General features: G+C 53.7%; 18 protein-coding genes. 7 read left to right on the top strand and 11 right to left on the bottom strand.

Going from position 1 to position 15794, the window contains the following annotated elements; translation table 11 throughout:
• Nucleotides 1-109: 109 nt before the first annotated feature.
• Nucleotides 110-703, top strand: coding sequence for a toll/interleukin-1 receptor domain-containing protein (locus RHM58_RS25230; RefSeq protein WP_322268485.1), 594 nt, complete (start codon nt 110-112; stop codon nt 701-703).
• Nucleotides 704-911: 208 nt separating this feature from the next.
• Here the strand turns inward: RHM58_RS25230 and RHM58_RS25225 are convergent, their stop codons facing one another.
• The 4 genes from RHM58_RS25225 to RHM58_RS25210 all read right to left on the bottom strand — a co-directional run bounded on the left by RHM58_RS25225 (nt 912) and on the right by RHM58_RS25210 (nt 4206).
• Nucleotides 912-1733 (bottom strand): toll/interleukin-1 receptor domain-containing protein, encoded by an 822-nt coding sequence (locus tag RHM58_RS25225; protein ID WP_322268484.1) that lies wholly within the window; start codon nt 1731-1733, stop codon nt 912-914.
• A gap of 60 nt (nt 1734-1793) precedes the next feature.
• The gene (locus tag RHM58_RS25220) at nt 1794-2237 is read right to left on the bottom strand and encodes a TIR domain-containing protein (protein WP_322268483.1); all 444 of its coding nucleotides are present in this window, start codon (nt 2235-2237) and stop codon (nt 1794-1796) included.
• Between the two features lie 76 nt (nt 2238-2313).
• Nucleotides 2314-3681 carry an SIR2 family protein gene (locus RHM58_RS25215; protein ID WP_322268482.1) on the bottom strand — a complete coding sequence of 456 codons (1368 nt, stop codon included), beginning with the start codon at nt 3679-3681 and terminating at the stop codon, nt 2314-2316.
• Between the two features lie 27 nt (nt 3682-3708).
• Complete coding sequence (locus tag RHM58_RS25210; RefSeq protein WP_322268480.1) at nt 3709-4206, bottom strand: toll/interleukin-1 receptor domain-containing protein; 498 nt, start codon at nt 4204-4206, stop codon at nt 3709-3711.
• A gap of 462 nt (nt 4207-4668) precedes the next feature.
• Between RHM58_RS25210 and RHM58_RS25205 the strand changes: the two genes are divergently transcribed.
• The 3 genes from RHM58_RS25205 (at nt 4669) to RHM58_RS25195 (ending at nt 6823) form a co-directional block, all read left to right on the top strand.
• Nucleotides 4669-5295, top strand: a complete 627-nt coding sequence (locus RHM58_RS25205; protein WP_322268478.1) for a hypothetical protein — start codon at nt 4669-4671, stop codon at nt 5293-5295.
• Between the two features lie 317 nt (nt 5296-5612).
• Nucleotides 5613-6299, top strand: coding sequence for a HEPN-associated N-terminal domain-containing protein (locus RHM58_RS25200; RefSeq protein ID WP_322268477.1), 687 nt, complete (start codon nt 5613-5615; stop codon nt 6297-6299).
• Complete coding sequence (locus tag RHM58_RS25195; RefSeq protein ID WP_322268476.1) at nt 6284-6823, top strand: RES family NAD+ phosphorylase; 540 nt, start codon at nt 6284-6286, stop codon at nt 6821-6823. The genes RHM58_RS25200 and RHM58_RS25195 overlap by 16 nt, the downstream gene beginning before the upstream one ends.
• A gap of 81 nt (nt 6824-6904) precedes the next feature.
• On the opposite strand, the gene RHM58_RS25190 is transcribed toward RHM58_RS25195, so the two are convergent.
• The 5 genes from RHM58_RS25190 to RHM58_RS25170 all read right to left on the bottom strand — a co-directional run bounded on the left by RHM58_RS25190 (nt 6905) and on the right by RHM58_RS25170 (nt 10649).
• On the bottom strand, nt 6905-7426 hold the full coding sequence (locus tag RHM58_RS25190; protein WP_322268475.1) for a hypothetical protein: 522 nt from the start codon (nt 7424-7426) through the stop codon (nt 6905-6907).
• Between the two features lie 390 nt (nt 7427-7816).
• On the bottom strand, nt 7817-8089 hold the full coding sequence (locus RHM58_RS25185) for a hypothetical protein (protein WP_322268474.1): 273 nt from the start codon (nt 8087-8089) through the stop codon (nt 7817-7819).
• A 522-nt stretch (nt 8090-8611) separates the two neighbouring features.
• Nucleotides 8612-9211 carry a DUF262 domain-containing protein gene (locus tag RHM58_RS25180; protein WP_322268473.1) on the bottom strand — a complete coding sequence of 200 codons (600 nt, stop codon included), beginning with the start codon at nt 9209-9211 and terminating at the stop codon, nt 8612-8614.
• Nucleotides 9208-9483, bottom strand: a complete 276-nt coding sequence (locus RHM58_RS25175) for a hypothetical protein (RefSeq protein ID WP_322268472.1) — start codon at nt 9481-9483, stop codon at nt 9208-9210. Before RHM58_RS25175 ends, RHM58_RS25180 begins: the two co-directional genes overlap by 4 nt.
• Nucleotides 9484-9941: 458 nt before the next feature.
• Nucleotides 9942-10649 carry a hypothetical protein gene (locus RHM58_RS25170; protein ID WP_322268471.1) on the bottom strand — a complete coding sequence of 236 codons (708 nt, stop codon included), beginning with the start codon at nt 10647-10649 and terminating at the stop codon, nt 9942-9944.
• On the opposite strand from RHM58_RS25170, the gene RHM58_RS25165 reads away from it, so the two are divergent.
• The gene (locus tag RHM58_RS25165; protein ID WP_322268470.1) at nt 10638-10925 is read left to right on the top strand and encodes a hypothetical protein; all 288 of its coding nucleotides are present in this window, start codon (nt 10638-10640) and stop codon (nt 10923-10925) included. The genes RHM58_RS25170 and RHM58_RS25165 overlap by 12 nt on opposite strands.
• Before the next feature lie 128 nt (nt 10926-11053).
• Here the strand turns inward: RHM58_RS25165 and RHM58_RS25160 are convergent, their stop codons facing one another.
• Complete coding sequence (locus RHM58_RS25160; RefSeq protein WP_322268469.1) at nt 11054-12592, bottom strand: RNA-directed DNA polymerase; 1539 nt, start codon at nt 12590-12592, stop codon at nt 11054-11056.
• A 256-nt stretch (nt 12593-12848) separates the two neighbouring features.
• Here RHM58_RS25160 and RHM58_RS25155 point away from each other — a divergent pair, with 256 nt between their 5' ends.
• Entirely contained in the window at nt 12849-13640 is a 792-nt protein-coding gene (locus RHM58_RS25155; protein WP_322268468.1) for a hypothetical protein, read from the top strand.
• A 17-nt stretch (nt 13641-13657) separates the two neighbouring features.
• Here RHM58_RS25155 and RHM58_RS25150 read toward each other — a convergent pair whose 3' ends face one another.
• On the bottom strand, nt 13658-14608 hold the full coding sequence (locus tag RHM58_RS25150; protein ID WP_322268467.1) for a tyrosine-type recombinase/integrase: 951 nt from the start codon (nt 14606-14608) through the stop codon (nt 13658-13660).
• Between the two features lie 196 nt (nt 14609-14804).
• Between RHM58_RS25150 and RHM58_RS25145 the strand changes: the two genes are divergently transcribed.
• Nucleotides 14805-15773, top strand: coding sequence for a DNA-binding protein (locus RHM58_RS25145; protein ID WP_322268466.1), 969 nt, complete (start codon nt 14805-14807; stop codon nt 15771-15773).
• The last annotated feature ends 21 nt before the right edge of the window (nt 15774-15794 follow it).

Raw genomic sequence — 15794 nt, 5'->3', positions numbered from 1 at the left:
TTATGACGCCAGGTACCACCTTTTGGAAATATATCAATCGGGTGAGTCCGCTGTACCACGGGACGTCCTCGGAAAACTCTGGATAATTCCGTGCAAAAGGAGATGAAGGATGGCGTTTTTCACCAAGGCAGAAGTGCGTAAGGCTGCCCAGCAAGCCATTGGAGCCAACCGCAGTGCACGAGACGTTTTGAGTGATGCTCGTAAGACTTACAAAGAGAAGGATCGATTCGATATCTTTCTTTCTCACTCCTTCGCGGATGCCGAACTCGTTCTCGGTGTCAAAGTTCTGTTGGAGGCGCAGGGCCTGAGGGTATACGTGGACTGGGTGGACGATAAAGCGCTTGAGCGTGATCAGGTCACTGAGAAAACCGCGGATGTTCTGCGCAAGCGCATGCGGCAATCTGAGTCACTGCTCTACTTGGCCTCCGATAACGCCTCAAAGTCCAAGTGGATGCCATGGGAGCTGGGGTACTTTGATGGCTTCAAAAATGGCGGCGTATCGATCTTGCCGGTGTTGGAAAAATCGGACTCTCCCTTCGAGGGGCAGGAATACCTGGGGCTTTACCCAATCATCACCAAAGAAAAGCTCACGCAGAGCAATGTTAAGCAGACCAGTACCCGAGTCATTCGACCTCGCTCAGGAACTCCATTTGACCCAGGATTTCCTACCTTTCCGTTGGGCGGGCCCAGGATTTACCTCTGATCCATATCAGAGCTGGACGTTGACCAAGAGGGAAGAGCTGCATCACCGATTCGGCATGCTCTCCATGTTTCCTTGGTTGGTCGACACGATACGCTGCCCTCCGTGCCATCAGTGGCAGATTGGGGCATTCAAATGCTTGTGCTTATGGCTAGAGAGCGATCTCCCCTGGAAAGGCACACGCCTCAAGAGATCGCTGGTGTGATGCCTACTAAACCCTGAGCGAATCCCTACGACGATAGTATTCGATGGTCAGGTTGAACTTACTGTAAAGCGAGTCCAGCACTGCGCTGCCTTTGGTGCCTGTTGGAAGCTGAGCAAACCACTCGTGCAGTTTGTCACCGCATACGGGAGGCAGGTGGTCGTTGAAAGCTTTGAAGGCCATTAGGTACTGCATGTTCTCAAGGCTGAGGTTGTTGAATCCTTTCACGCTATCAAGAACGCTGCCCTCGATCCTGTCCCTAATCCTCTTTGGCGTCGCATGCTGAACCTGAAAGCTGAATTGCAGCTCGGAGAAGAGCCACGGCGACAAAGTTTTACCACTAATGCCGTAGGTCAGCGGCACAGACCTTTCAGAACGGACGAAAATGAACGTTTCCGCCCTCGAAATCATCCGGTGAAGGGCACCGGCCAGCATCATATGTACGTCCGCATTGATTCGCTGGATCAGTTGATCCTTGGTCTCACCAACTGATGGTCGCGCCTCCGTGGCGATCATGCGGACGAGGTCACCAAAATATCCCCATACCGTCGAGTCCACGAATACCTTCAGGCCGCGGCTCTCCAAGGCAATCGCAAGATCGATAGCTTTGCGCTGATCTGCATGGGAGTGTGAGAGGAACACATCGTATTGGGCTTCGGGGAAAATCTCAGCGGACAGCGACTCGGCATCGAGCACACGGTGCCCATTGTAGGTGCCGATGATATACCGAGCGAGCTTCTCGACCCGTCCCTTTGCTTGGTCAACGTAGCGGTCTACTTGTACGTAGCCATTGAGGGGCACAAATTGTTCGATTTCAAAACCGAGGTACATTAGAAAGTCCTTGTCTTGGGTAAAGGGGAGGCGCCAGTCGGCGCCTCGAAAACGAACCTATTACGGCTTGCCTGCCGCTTTCGCCGCAGCCTCAACCCACTTGCCCAAATTTTCGCGGCCGTTGTTGTTGTTCCACAGAAAGTGGGGGGCGTCAGGGACGCGAAGGGAGCAGCAATCGGTCGTTTTTCCGTTGAGGTCTGCGATCTTGCTGATGTCGATGGTCAGAATGCCATTGCCACGCGCAATGCTTTGCTCAATCTCGTACTGCACCCATTTGCTCTTGTCGGTAGTCGCCCCAACCAGAACCACCGTGACGCTCGTGCCGTGCAGCTGATCGTTGATCCATTTCTTGATGGCTGCATCGCCCCTGCGCTCGACTTCCTCGAAATCGGCTTTGTCGATGAAGCCTACCTTAGTGTCAGCTGCAATCACGTTACTGTTGCGCACGTTCATCGCACGGTGCACGTCTTCGTACTGGAAGCTAAAAAATACCTTTCTTGCCATGATGATCGTCCTTAAATGAGGGGCAGCAGGGAGAGGATGATGTCGTGAGCGCGCGTCAGGTCGGTGCCCGCGGTGCCTAGCTCGTGGAGCAGGGGGTGATCTTCTTGCCATGCTCGTGCTTCGACTCGTCGTACGACTGGATGACCTGATTCCAGAGGTCAGCCGAGATCGAACCGGTAATGCCGACTGGAATGACGAAGATGCCGTTGGCCACCGCAATATCGAACTCTTCGCGCATGCCGTTAGACGGTACCACCTCGCCGTCTTTGTTGAGCTTGTTGCCGAAAAGGAAGAGCGCGATGCCGGCGTGAGCGAGCATGTTGTGGCGATACTCCGTCCAGAGCTCAGGCAATGGGCGCTCGCCAGACTGACTTTGCGGGAAGGGACGTAGGATCAGTTGATCGCTGTCGAGGCGGCCACCGTTCATGATGGTCTGTTCGAGCACGCCCGTGATGACGGCACTGCCGATCCCCAGACCGAATCCGGATATGACCCGGTACTGTGCCTTGCTGATCGCCTTGCTCAGCTTGTAGACGAACTGTTCGGATTCAGACTCTGTCCAAGGGCTGTAGTCATGAGCCGCCCCCGAGATAAAGATGGTTTTGCGTTTATGGCGGTTCTCGATCTCTCTTAGGATGTCGGTGATCTCCGAGAACTGATCTACGTAGACGGCCTTGATCCCAACTCGCAGCAGCTCGTGCTTGAACAGATCTTCCTTGCGCTGGCGATACTCGAAATCCGCCTGCTCCTCGCCCTCCATCCTGTCCGCTCTGCGAAGAATGCAATAGTGCTGGCGCTGATCTTGCGCGAACTGAATCCGGACTCGACTCAGGATGTAATCAAGGTTTGGGTCAGTGAAGCTGAAGCCCAGGAAGAGGAAGGTCTTGGCGATCAGGTCGCCACTGAGTGCAGTGATGAACGGCTGCATCTTCACGTGATAGCGTTCATAGTCATCACGGATCAGCACCGCCTCGGACGCGTGTTCGACGTCGCCATGCATCTTGTAAACCACAGCGTCTCGCTTGGGACGGGTAGTCGCCAGCTGCTTGGTGGTGTACTTGACGTCGGCAACCTTCTCGTTGCGCTCAAGCGAGGTTTCGATGAGTTTGTCGTAGTTCGTCGTCCAGAACGTCTGGATCGGTAGCCTGGCCAGGATCACGTGATTTTCAGTCGGTGCCACACCGGCCGAGAACTCCGTGACCAGCATCTGGTTCAGCTTCGAACGGTTGGTCGCGTTCGCGTTTGCATGGTATTGCGCCAACGTCACCAGATCCCATTCCTTCTCGACATCGAGATCCAGATCGTCAGCGATCGGCTTCAGCAGCGTTTTCCAGTCTACAAAGCCTGCTGCTCGGGAAAAGCCTGCACCTGCGAAAATTGCCAGGTTTCCTTCGGCCAACTCCTTGGACAGGGTGTCGATGAGCCGCAGATGTTCCTTTTTCATATTTTACGCACTACCGGTAGGTGGAAGTTAAAGAGTGCGCACCCACTTGCCATTGCCCCGAGTGTCATAGAAAGCAAGACCGCTGGAACCAGTAGGTACATCAATTTTGTTGTAAAGGCTCAGATACTCGTTGCCATAGAAATGGCCATGGTTATCCATGGTGGGGACGATCGCTATGCGCTCATGGGCCTTTTTCCCATCTGCAAAGCCGATTTTCCAAGGACACCAGCGCGATGCCATCGAGTTCTGTGTTGCGAGAAAAAGGAACCAGTCCGCACGGACAATGGCGACCTTGATATTGAATGCCGTTTCACCGTCCGGCGTGTCGGGCATCGTCTGATCTTGCCAATCGATGTAGACGTCCCAGCCTTGATTCTTGAGCATTTCCTGCAAGCCTAGGGCGAGCGTCGCGTCCTTGTGACTATGACTCAGAAAGGCGGTGGTTTGCCCGGCACGTTTGGCGATTCGCCCCTGAATAGAGCGGCTGTAGCCTGCATTGAGCAGGTCTGACTGACGAATCGGCATGTGGGCGTCCTTTGCACTTGGTGGGCAAAATGCCACTTTTGCAAACGGTACTCAAGCTACTCTCACGACGCGAATCACCGTATTGCGTGGTGGATGCATCGAATTACCCATCCATTGGATGCTATTGCCCATAAAACCGGGAGTGGGAAGAGTGTTCATCATCACTCCATAACAATGCACTCTACGACTAAAGTCTTACGTCAGATCAATGAGGCTATCTCGGCCCAATTCGGCCGGGCAGGTGCAATAGGGGGAAGTGACGACAGAGATATTGCACGATTGAGAACAAACAGTTGCTTTGGAGGCGCTCGTGTGAAGGGTGAGTGAAGAGGTTGGCTAGGATAGGGGCGATAGCTGATGAGGCCATCTTTCTTAGTGGATCGGTAATTTTTTGGTTGTTGCTAAAGTTTTAGGCGCCGCGAGCCGTTTGTATTTGCATTCAAATTAATTGGTGGATGCTTTATGAATGGTGAGGTTTTTGCTGCAAGCAATGTCGTTTTCATGGTCGAGCGCCCGATGAGGTGGCACGGTTTTGCTGATCATGAACCGTACATGGCGTCGGTCGAAGTGGTAGATAACCACGTTTCTCTTGTCCTTGATGATTCCGAGTATTGCTTTACGGGGCAGCAGTGCGCCGAGGTGACTAAAAGTCTTGCCAGGGTGTTGTTGACCTACTCGCATCTCGGGGTTTTGCAGGGTGCCGCGGAATCGATCTCGCAGTTGAAGGCCTATGCCTCCTGGTGCCAGCTGATCCAAACGCGAACATTACCGACTGAGCGTGACTCATTGCAGACTTTTGAGTCGGAGAAAAAAGGATTCGAGTTTTGCGCCTCGGGATCATTTCGGCATCCAGAATCGCTTCATGGTGAGCCGACTTATTACAAGCTCGCGATCGCTCTAGATGATGATCTTGACCTGCCATGTTTGAGCATTGATGGTCGCTCGTTCTCACTCAGTTTTGAGGAGGCGTTTTGGTTGATGGAGCAGCTTTGGGCCGCGGGATCTCTTCTGGCTCAGACCGTGCAGTCGAGTAAATCCACGGTTAAAGTGCCGTGGATAAACGACCAAGGCAAACTCACGCAAATTTAGCTGCATGGGCCGTGTCTTAAGCTCGTGTGTTGGCTGTACCAGGGTGAAGTCGCGAGGCACGTCGCTACACGGATCGGATAGAGTCGATAGCTCCTTGAAGAGGCTAAGCGTTGGTTCTAGACGTTCGCGATCAGTCTCAGTAGATTTGGCCAATTGCCGCCGCATGGCTAAAGTCGATGCCTGCGATTTCACCTGTACCATTTGAAGGCTGTGTAGGGCTCACCGGTCTCGATATACTCCAGATTTTTTCGTCGGCAAAAGCCTGTCGATTAGATCCACTACAGTGTGAGATTTCCGGGATGGGTGGAGTCAAAAGGATGTTGGACGAGGAAATGGGACACGGCTATTCGAGCGTTGAGAATACCTTTGTCTGCGAGAGATGCGCTCAAGACCCTGGACTGAAAAAATTCGTTAGGAGGAATCGTAGCCCCGGTACCTGCACCTACTGCCAAAGATCAGTCAGAGTATCCGACATGGATAGTGTGATAGAGCACGTGGTGAACAGCTTGTTCTTGGAGTGGGGCGATCCAGCCAGTGAAGGACTTCCCTACGAGACCCGGGAAGGTGGGTGGCAGGGGGATGTTTACAACATCTATGAACTGCTTTACGACGTAGGCCCCGATTGCCCCGAAGAAATTCTAGATACCATTGCCGGGTCAATTCATGACGCAGGATGGTGCGAGAAAGACCCGTATTCCCTCCCTGTTCACAAGATATTGGTTTACGGCTGGCAGAGCTTCAGTAGATTCATCACTCACACCGCGCGATTCGTTTTTTTCAAGGCAGTTAACCCAACATACGATCATGACCAGCATGACGAAATGAACCCGGTTGACATCTTGGAGACATTGGGCCGGGTTGTGAGAGATCTGGGTCTTATCGATACGGTTCCGGCAGGGGAAAAAATTTATCGAGTTCGGATCGTCAATCAGGACGAGGTTAAAACGCAGGCTAAGGATCTGGGCCCCCTCCTGCCGAACGAGCAAATATGCCAAACAGGATGAGTCCAGTTGGCATTCCGATGTTCTATGGCGCATTCGATCTCAACACAGCCATTCGTGAGATTTACGAACCCGACAATGCGAAGGGAAAGAAGGTCGCCTCGGGTGAGTTCACTGCCCTTCGAAATCTTAGGGTGGTGGATCTATCGAAGTCGCTTCCTATACCCAGTCTTTTCGATCCAAAGCTCCAGACGCTGCGTAACTATTACCGGTTCATGAATAACTTTATCAACGATTTCACCAAGCCTATTGAGCGTAGTGATAGGGCACACGCTGAGTACGTGCCCACCCAGGTGGTGACCGAATATTTTCGACATGTTTACCGTACGGGCGATGGAGCTCAGATAGACGGGATCATTTACCCCAGCTCAAAGACTGGGCAGAAGGCGATCGTGATCTTCGCTGACTCTGCAGCCTGCATTGATGCCGAAGAAACGCAGGGGAGTGGGGCGCTACTTAGGTTGGACAGGGCGGTTGATGTCAGCTTGGAGGCATATGCAGCTGTTGAAGGCACCGAAAACTTTTGAGCGTAATCGGAGCATGGCGCTAGATGATGAATGCTTGGTGTGCGAGTCATCGCAAAGCGTGATGCGACTGCTCAAGGCATCTCAAATGCTCGCGTCGGACGCATCCATAGCTGCGCTGGGTGAGTCGAACCACTCAAGTTCAGTAGAAATCACAGCCCGTGCGACTCGCTGAATTACCTTCGCATCGAGAGCAGTTTCGTCACGATCCTCAAGCAGGGAGAAGTAGTCTGTGGAAGCGACGGCGAACTGCTTTGAAGCCAATGACTCGAGGCACACGTAGCGCACGCATGCATCAGCGTTCAACTGCCGCCAGGTCACGAGCTGGACATAGTCGCCGACCTTCACGGAGGCCAGAGACGCATGCTTATGAGAGGTACTACGCGATTCAGCGGAGGACTGAGGCATGGGCTGTGAACGCGTCTGTACGAGGTGCTTAAGTTCTACGCGGTCAGCCATTGCTTGCCCGCGCAGCTCTTCAGGATCGATAGATAATCCGCCACGGTCGGTCACGGAGTAATTCTTAAGATTGTTTAGCGCCGTGATGAATTTGAGGTCTTTTTCTTCTCCCATTCCGGCCTGTTGTCTGGGAAAAATCGAGCCCATAGATCTAGAAGCCATTTCATGTCGCGTTACCCCTACCTCGATGCTGAAGAGCATTTTCAGTGATGGCGCGAAAAATGTCCTGACCTTTTTCTTCTCTTCTCAAGGTTCAGGTCGGATTGGTGTACAGAGCCATCCATCGTGAGGCCTCTGCATCAAAATCCGTCAACCACCCCGGTCATCACGGTGGACTTCCTTCTGCTATCACCAGGTCTTTTCCGCCGCGAGGCATTTACGGGAGACATGGGAGAGCAACTGCCTGAAGCCGTCGACGTTCGCGAGGGTGGGGCAGATTGATTAGGTTCAGGAGAAGGGCTGGTGCACCATTCCCCCTTGATAGAAAAGGAGTGACCGTTGTAGGGTGATTTCTAGCGAGCTTAAAAATCTCAAGCTTTACAAGATTGGTGCCATCTGGTTTTCAAATTTTTCCGCATCGAAGCCGGCAAGAACAAGATGGCAGGCCAGCTCATGCGCTTGCTCTGCCGATAGCACAATTTGGAACTCGCCCAGAGTGATCTCGACTCTTTTTTCAGTTAGTTCGGCAACCATGACGTTATAGTATTTAGCCTTTACAGATAACTCTTGCGAGTCTCTTGGCAGATTTTTGAAGCGCCCAACTGAAAATCGGAGATTATTTTCGTCTTTGAAAATTTCGAGCTCTTTCATATTTTTCCTATCTTTTCTTTCCAGTGAAATAAATGGGATTTGACGGCGGCTCGCATCAGCTTCGCCGTTATTTACTAAACGGAAGGAAAGTCCGAAAGCTTTAGCGATTACTCAACTTTCTTTTGCCACCAATGATCTGACCTCTGAGCAGGCTAGCCAAGAGGCGGAAACGCCCGACTAGCTTTTGTTGGGCATTAGCCCGCGAGATTTCGAGTTTTTGATAGATTCAAAGACAGTGAAACTCAAACCATCTAACGAGTTCGCGGACTCGTCGAGCACCATGGACACTCCACTGCAATCACTGGCTAAATAAATGCCCTATTTTTTGATGGGTGCATGAAGGTGCGGGTAATGTACAAACCGAGAAGTGACCCGGGTCATCGTGCAAGCGGAGCGCGCAGACCTGGACGGTCGAAGGGCATGAGGATGGAAGCCCATAGGGCCAAGCCCTGTCGAAAGACAGGGCTGGGTTTACGACAGCCATCCCCAAAGGGGCATGCCACAACAGCTAGGCTCTAAAGGTTATCGAGCCGCGCGCTGATCGTTAGTACGAGGAGCTACACCCATGGCGCAAAGATCATACGTTTTGCGTAACAACAGTTCGTCATCAGATGATACATGGGCGTGCGTAAAGACCGTCGACAAGAACCGCTTGCGTTCTCCGTTACCAACTTCAGACCACACCCTCGGCTGCCCTTGAACATCTGGGACAGCCAAGCGATCAAGGAAATACTCTTCAAAGCTATGCAGACGCTGTTGCCCATCGATCAGAATGTCACTGTTCTCTGCCAAAGCTCGCCCCACGCCGGAATCGCACCATGCATTAGTGAGATAGCTCCCGAGATCCGCCCCAGACCACACAGCAACAATAAACCGAGTCTTTTGACCTACATTCCAGACCACTTGACGCTGCCAAGATGGAACAGGGATGCCCATCACAAATCCCGCTGCCCAAGGATATTTCTCGTGAGCAGAAGAAGGGTCTGCCAAGTGTTTTTCCAAACGGGAAACCAAGATATCAATCGGATATTGCTGGGTGCTGGTGGCCAAAAATTGATGAGGCATTTGGATGCTTGGGTCTGAAATTTCATCATCGGCGTAGCGCTGAAATTTTGAAGTCATGAATGTCCTTGGAGAAGGAGAGTGCTACAGGTGGACGAAACATTGGAGTGGATGAAATGCCGCCGCCACTCGTCAACGATCGAGATGATCAATAAGTCACGCTCTGTGGAGATTTCGATCTGTTCGCTGTCTACCAGCCCCTGCGCATAACCTTCTGCGAAGGCTGCAGCTTTATCGAAGTCAGAAAGGGAGTCAGATGACTCGATGTAGCTGATCAGGCGCTCCCACGCCCCACGCTGACGACGACCTTGGATGGAGTCGGCAAACGACATGGCGCCTTTCAAGCAACGGGGGAATGGGATCGTTGGTAGGTTCAAAGCTGGATTCTCAAAATGTCATAGGTATGACAAACGGTTCGTTTTGAGAAACCTTGAGCCCGATTGGGAATTTTTTTCAGAGGCTCATCTTTCTGCGATGAAGAGCTGCTGTCTCACAGCGCCATTCCCGCAAGGAGAAAGCGGGAGTCATCCTTGATCTCTTGTTCGCTCGGTGAGTATTGAGGCTAGCGCTGTCGCCTGCTGAGGCGCGAGCCAAAAACGCGACTCATCGATTTTGATTGAAATTACGCCGTCGAATTCTGTAGCCGAAAATCGCTTTTTTCATGATGAACGCCCGCGTGGGCACGTATAGGGCTCTACAGCCCTCGCTCCCATATTGAACGGTGTCCTCCGCGGGGGTGAGAGCGGCATACCGCGGCCCGCTTTTCCTGCAAAAGCTGAAGGTCTACTGCCTACTCCTGCCAATTCGACAGTCCAATCAGACTTTCCTGAGGTAGGGCCTTGCCCGCAGTTTTGATAATTTCAAACACACGCTTCAGCTCGGGATCATCAAGCGCCTCAAGCATCGAGCGCTTTTGAACGATCTGTTCGCGATACCTGCGCTGAGTGCTCAATCTGCTGCAGAGTTTTTCCAGGCATTGCGTCCCGGGAGCAAGGTACTGGCTGAAAAAAGGCAGAGTGGCTGCGATCGCGAGACCCTCAGGGTCATAATCGGTGAACGCGATGACTGGCAAACCAAGATCCTTCAGAAGGCGATGCGCACTGTCGATCTTGTAGCTACCTGGTGCCCCACGGAATACCACCAGAGGATTACCAGGCACCGATTTGAGGATTGGCGTCTGTTCGGTTAGCTCGAAGTTCTCCCAGTTTTCGACTAGGAGTACTGCATCATGCCGGCAGTGCTCTACGACCCACTGGCGATCAACGTCCAAATTGACGCCCGGGGGCAGGGTAAATGGGGTATCTCCAAGCAACAAAGGTCGCCCCGGTAGGGACTTGATGGCGACTCGGCGGCCCCTTACCTCACTGGAAGCCGAGGGCTGTTTACCAATCAATCCTATGCGCCGGCGGATGAATACTCCAACGTCGACATGGTCGTCCTGACCAACCTTTACCACCGTCACAAGGCGGTAGAGAAGAGGGACAAATTGACCGCTCACTGGTGGTTCGGTGAATCATTTTCACTGTTGTATGCGAATCCTCGTTCCACCCAACCTGAATCGATGGCGCTGGCCTTTGCCAAAACCCTGCGCTTCTATAACAACGACCTGGTGCAGCACCGGATGGAAGGTGATGCCCGCGAACGAGATCTGCAGAGTCTAGCGATCCCGCATTTCGTGGGTACGGTGTTGATGGCGAACGGGCGGTACCTGTTCCAACCGGGTAAGCCAAGAGAGCTAAAGCCAGATGACGAAGCGGTGCATACCGAAACCTAATCGGCTGGCGATCCGGCTGCGCATTGGTGGATGGCACGCCAAATAGCCTCTCATCATGCGCTCCACGGCTTCAGATTCTGCTGATGTAACGTAAACCACCTCACCAAGGCCCAGGCGGTTGCCTGAGCTCAGAAGCCCGGTGCGCCGTCTTGCACCCATTTGCAGACCCAGCCATCCAGCTTGGTCAATGACACACTGTTCTTCAGCAGTTGCAGACTCACTTTTCGTTCATCTTCAGACAGTCCGCTGAGCGCCAATATGAAGGCTCTTCGATCCCAGGAAGCGGTACCGGATACCCTTTGCTTTGCTTCCTTTGACCACGCGCGGTTCCCTCTGGAAAGCTCGGCCGCAGTCGCGATGGCGATACCGCACCGTTGGAGGTACTGCTTCAACACTGGCGTGTTCGCACCCACATGCCTTGCAAGGTACCAACCCATCCATACCCTTGCGCTTTGGCTCTCCAGATGGCCCTGACGGCATGCGTGGGATAGAGCTGGCGCCAACACAAAATGGTCAGCAGGGGGAAGGGAATCAAAATAGAGTGCTACGTCATTTATCACCGGCAGGTAGAACTCGAGATCTTCTGTGAGGAGAGGGGCAATCGTATAGTCTCGGGCATTCTTAGCCCGTCTTATGATGGCTCGCATCACCCCAAGGTCGATCACGCCTGATTCTTTTGCGCGCATGAGGGCTTCAGAGAGGCGTTCCCCAAGGCTGGACTCATCGCTGTCTTCCGGATCCTCCTCCTCATCTTCATCGTGTTCTGCCTGTTCGTCCTGGTACTCACCGTACTGATTGCCGGCCTCAATGCTGCGCATCAGATCAAGTTTCTCCAGTTGGTAGGCGTTCTTCAGCTCCACATGGAGGAAGGTCGCAGAGTCTTGAATCTTGGTCTTTTCCGAGACCAGACCTAGCCGGTGCTGTTGGTGCAGGTACACCACCAGATCTTCCAGGATGGCCTTCAGCTCCGCCTCGTCGTCGCTGAATATCCGGTAATCATCAACGTAACGGACATGCTCGAGCCCCCTATGCGCGATGAATTGGTCGACGTCTATCAGCGCCGCTTCCGCAAGGATGATCGAGGCCGCGGGGCCCACGGGCAACCCTTGTGAGGACTTAATGTTGAGCCGCATCAGGAAGGATTCGATCTCCTTGGAGAGGGCGGCACCAGCGCCGATTTCCTCCAGCCCATTACGGATGCGGTGCAAGTAGATCTGGTTGTAGAAATCGCTGATGTCAGTGGACAGCACATGGCTGTGTTGGCTCGCCAGCCGCTCACAGTTTTCACGATACGTGTCAAAGCCCGATCCCCGTGAGAAGAAACTGTTGGAACTGACCTGGATACGGTAGGCACAGGACACCTCCGGCCCCATGCGCGCCTGTTCGACCTTTTCGGCCACCAGGGAAACGAGGGCGGTGTAGATCAACGCGTCGAGTGGCTCGAGTTGATGGACAACTCGGCATCCTCCTCGCGCCTTGTGCCACGGTAAGACGCGGGGCTGACTGCTCAAAACGTCTTTTAGAGGCGTTGCCAGCAGGTAGGCTTTGACCTCGTCCCAGCAGTGCCAGACAGCCATAAATTCGAAGGGCTTCGGGAAGAAGTCAGTGTCGTAGTAAGCACCGATGTGCCGGCGGGCGAATTCAAGGGCATCTTCCGTGAGCAGCATTCTATTAACCTTGAGCTTCGCTGGGAGGAGGTGGTCGTCTGCTGAGCATATTCGGGATTTCGCCAGTGGTCACCCGTCTGCCGAGGTGGTTCGGCCGGATTTGAGCTTGGATGACGAGACAAACGTACCAAGCCCGGAAGGCTCTTTCCAAGCCAGACCACGCTGCCAGCAGGTATACGGCTGCTGGATAGCTGTGATAATACGTCGCCGCGGAGTCGTGAGAGCATCAAACCATTTTGCCCTGGAGTTTAGACTGATGAAAATGACTGCAGGCACGCTGGCTGAATACCTTGATGCAACAGCAGAGGTTTCCCAAGGGCATGCGGCTGCTCCGCCTGAATTGATGCACCTTGTGCATGAAATGGACGCTGTGTTTCATCGTGAGTTTTTCAACCGCCCCTTGGAGTTGACGCCAGTCGCAGCCTTGCTTGCGATTAATGCCTATACAGCTCTTCTCGGCGCCGTGCGCGAGGCCCTGTCAGGTCATGTGGTACTGGTTTTTCCCGTAGCCCGTGCCGCCCTTGAATCAGCTTGCTATGCATTTTTGGTCAGTCAGGATGAGACAAGGGCGGATATATGGCTCAATCGCCATCGGAGCACTGACGACCTTAAAGCTTGCAGGAATGTCTTCGTTGTCGATAAGGCAATCAAGATTTTGCAGCCCTTTCAGCCTGTGATGGCGGAGTACGTCAGAGGCATGTACGACGCTTCAATTGATTATGGAGCTCACCCGAACCCGCTGTCGGTGCTGAGCCATATAGAGGCGACCGGGCCCGAGGGAAACGATGAGTTCGGATTTTCGCTCACCGGCGTACAAGGCTGTAACAGCTGGCACGTAAATCGTGAGCTTTTGGTTTGCGTGGAAACAGGTCAAGCCGTTGCTTTCTTGATCGCCGCCTCAGTTGCTGACCACCCTTTTCTGAATGAGCGGGCGCAAGATTTCGAGGATTGGATGGCGGGTAAAAATCAGATGGCCGAATCGTTCAATGGAGCCCCCATCAAGTATGTCGGGCCGATGTACGCATCCGTTCGGCCCCCGACCTCATAGGGCGATCTGATCTTTGTTCAGGCATGGGGCACGAGCTTGGGGGTTGTATTGCGCAACGCCAGGCCGCCAAACGACGTGCCCGAGTCCACGTACCTAAGCGCCGACTTCATGTCCTTCCAGCCCACATAGCCCATCAAGCCCTTGATGTCCCATCCGTTTGCCGATGCCCATGTCGCGAAGCCTCGACGCATGGAATGGGTGCTGTACAGCTCTTCAGGCAACCCAGCTTCTTTGAAAATGCGCCGCAGCACAGGGATCAGGCTGTGCGACTGCATGGCTTTGCCTGACAGATTGCCCCAGCGATCAATCCGCTGGAACACCGGGCCTTTCGCGATTCCGGCAACTGTTATCCAGTTGATGTAGGCCTCCACTGGGCAGAGCATGGCGAGCGCCGGCGTCTGGAATGTAGTTCCTTCATGCTGGCGGTCACCCTTGGTGTAGGGCAGGAAAAAGGTAATGCCTTCACCACTTATAGCTTGGGTATCCTCGACCGTTAGCCTGGCCAACTCATCGCCACGAAAGCCACGCCAAAACCCAATCAAGATAATCGCCACCGAGCGACGATGACGCACCAGCGATTTGTAATCTCCCCGTTCAATCGCAGCTGCAGCTTCCCCTTCAAGCCATGTGACCGCTTGCTCCAGGTGCTTCAGCAGCAGTGGGGCGGCCTGTTTCACCTTTGCAGGATGCACGACCCTGATGCCCTTGATCATCTGGCGAACGTCAGGGGTCTTGGTTGGATCAGGGAAACCCTGAGTAATGTGCCATTGCGCCAGGGCGGCTAGGCGCTGCTTCAGAGTGTTGATGGAGAGCTTGTCGGCGTACTCCGCCAAGTAGCGAACGATGCCCGCGCCGGTCGTGGGCAGGTACCCGCCCCAAGTCACCTCGAAGTGCTCGATCGCCGCCCGATAGCTTTTTCGTGTGTTCTCCCGGGTGCCGGCGCTGAGGTACCGATCTGCCTTTTCCATCGTACTTTGCCTTCAAAATCGGAGCGTTTCTGCCTGCATGCGCCTATGGGCGATTTTCCGGGCGTCTCAAAGAGTCAAGAAGCCATAAAGCACTATTATGGTCTTCTGGAAAATCAAGATCAAACAGCGTAAACTTTCAATTCAGTGTTATGTACTTACATGACATGTAACACAGTACTGAATCGTAGGAGACCCCATGGCCCGAGGCGGAATCAATAAAGCTGTTGTGCGAGAAGCACGTCAGGCGCTGCTAGCCAGGGGAGCCAACCCCAGCATCGACGCAGTGCGCGTAGAGCTCGGAAATACGGGCTCCAAGACAACGATTTCTCGGTACCTAAAAGAGCTTGAGCCCTCCAGTCCAGAGCCCGCGGCATCACGTGAACGTATGGGCGACACGCTCAACGGCATGGTGCAAACGCTGCTGGATCAGCTTATGGAGGAGGGCCAGGATGTAATCTCCCAGGCGACCGCAGCTTTTGACCTGCAGCGGGCCGCGCTGGAAAACCAGATCATCGAGCTCAGATCGGAGCTAGCGACCGCTCAACGTAATTCGGCCACCCAACAGGCCGCGATAGAGACGCAGAACGCTGAACTCGCAACCACCCAGTCCTCGCTTCAGGCTGAGCTGACCCGCAACGCAGGCCTCAGTCAGCGTTGTTCCGACCTAGAGTCCTTCGTTGCTGAAAAGGACAAGCACATCCAATCGCTGGAGGAAAAGCACGTTCAGGCGCGTGGAGCGCTCGAGCATTATCGCGAGGCGGCGAAGGAGCAGCGGGATCAGGATCAACGCAAGCACGAATCTCAACTGCATGAGATGCAAGTTGAGCAGCGCAAGCTGCGGGAGACCATTGCCGTAAAACAGGACGATTTGACCCGACTGAATCGCGACAATGAACGCCTGCTCGGTGAAGCCAGGCAGCAAACCAAAGCCCTGCACACTCAGGAAACCTTGGTTCAGTCTCTTAACACTCAAATTGAGGCACTACGCCAGGGTGAGGCCAAGTCCGCAGGGGTGGCTGAACACCTCATGGAGCAGATCTCAGCTCTGCGTGAAGAGGTAAAGGCACTCCACAAGGCCGCCGCTGTAGCCGATCTACGTGAGCAAGAAACCGTGGCGATGGTAGCGTCGCTTCAAAAAGAGAATGAGCAACTGCGGCAGGCTTAGATTGATGAACCAGGCCTGGAG

The sequence above is a fragment of the Pseudomonas sp. 10S4 genome (genome assembly GCF_034344865.1).
Lineage (GTDB): Bacteria > Pseudomonadota > Gammaproteobacteria > Pseudomonadales > Pseudomonadaceae > Aquipseudomonas.
This window is presented reverse-complemented; position numbering and strand designations above follow the sequence as displayed.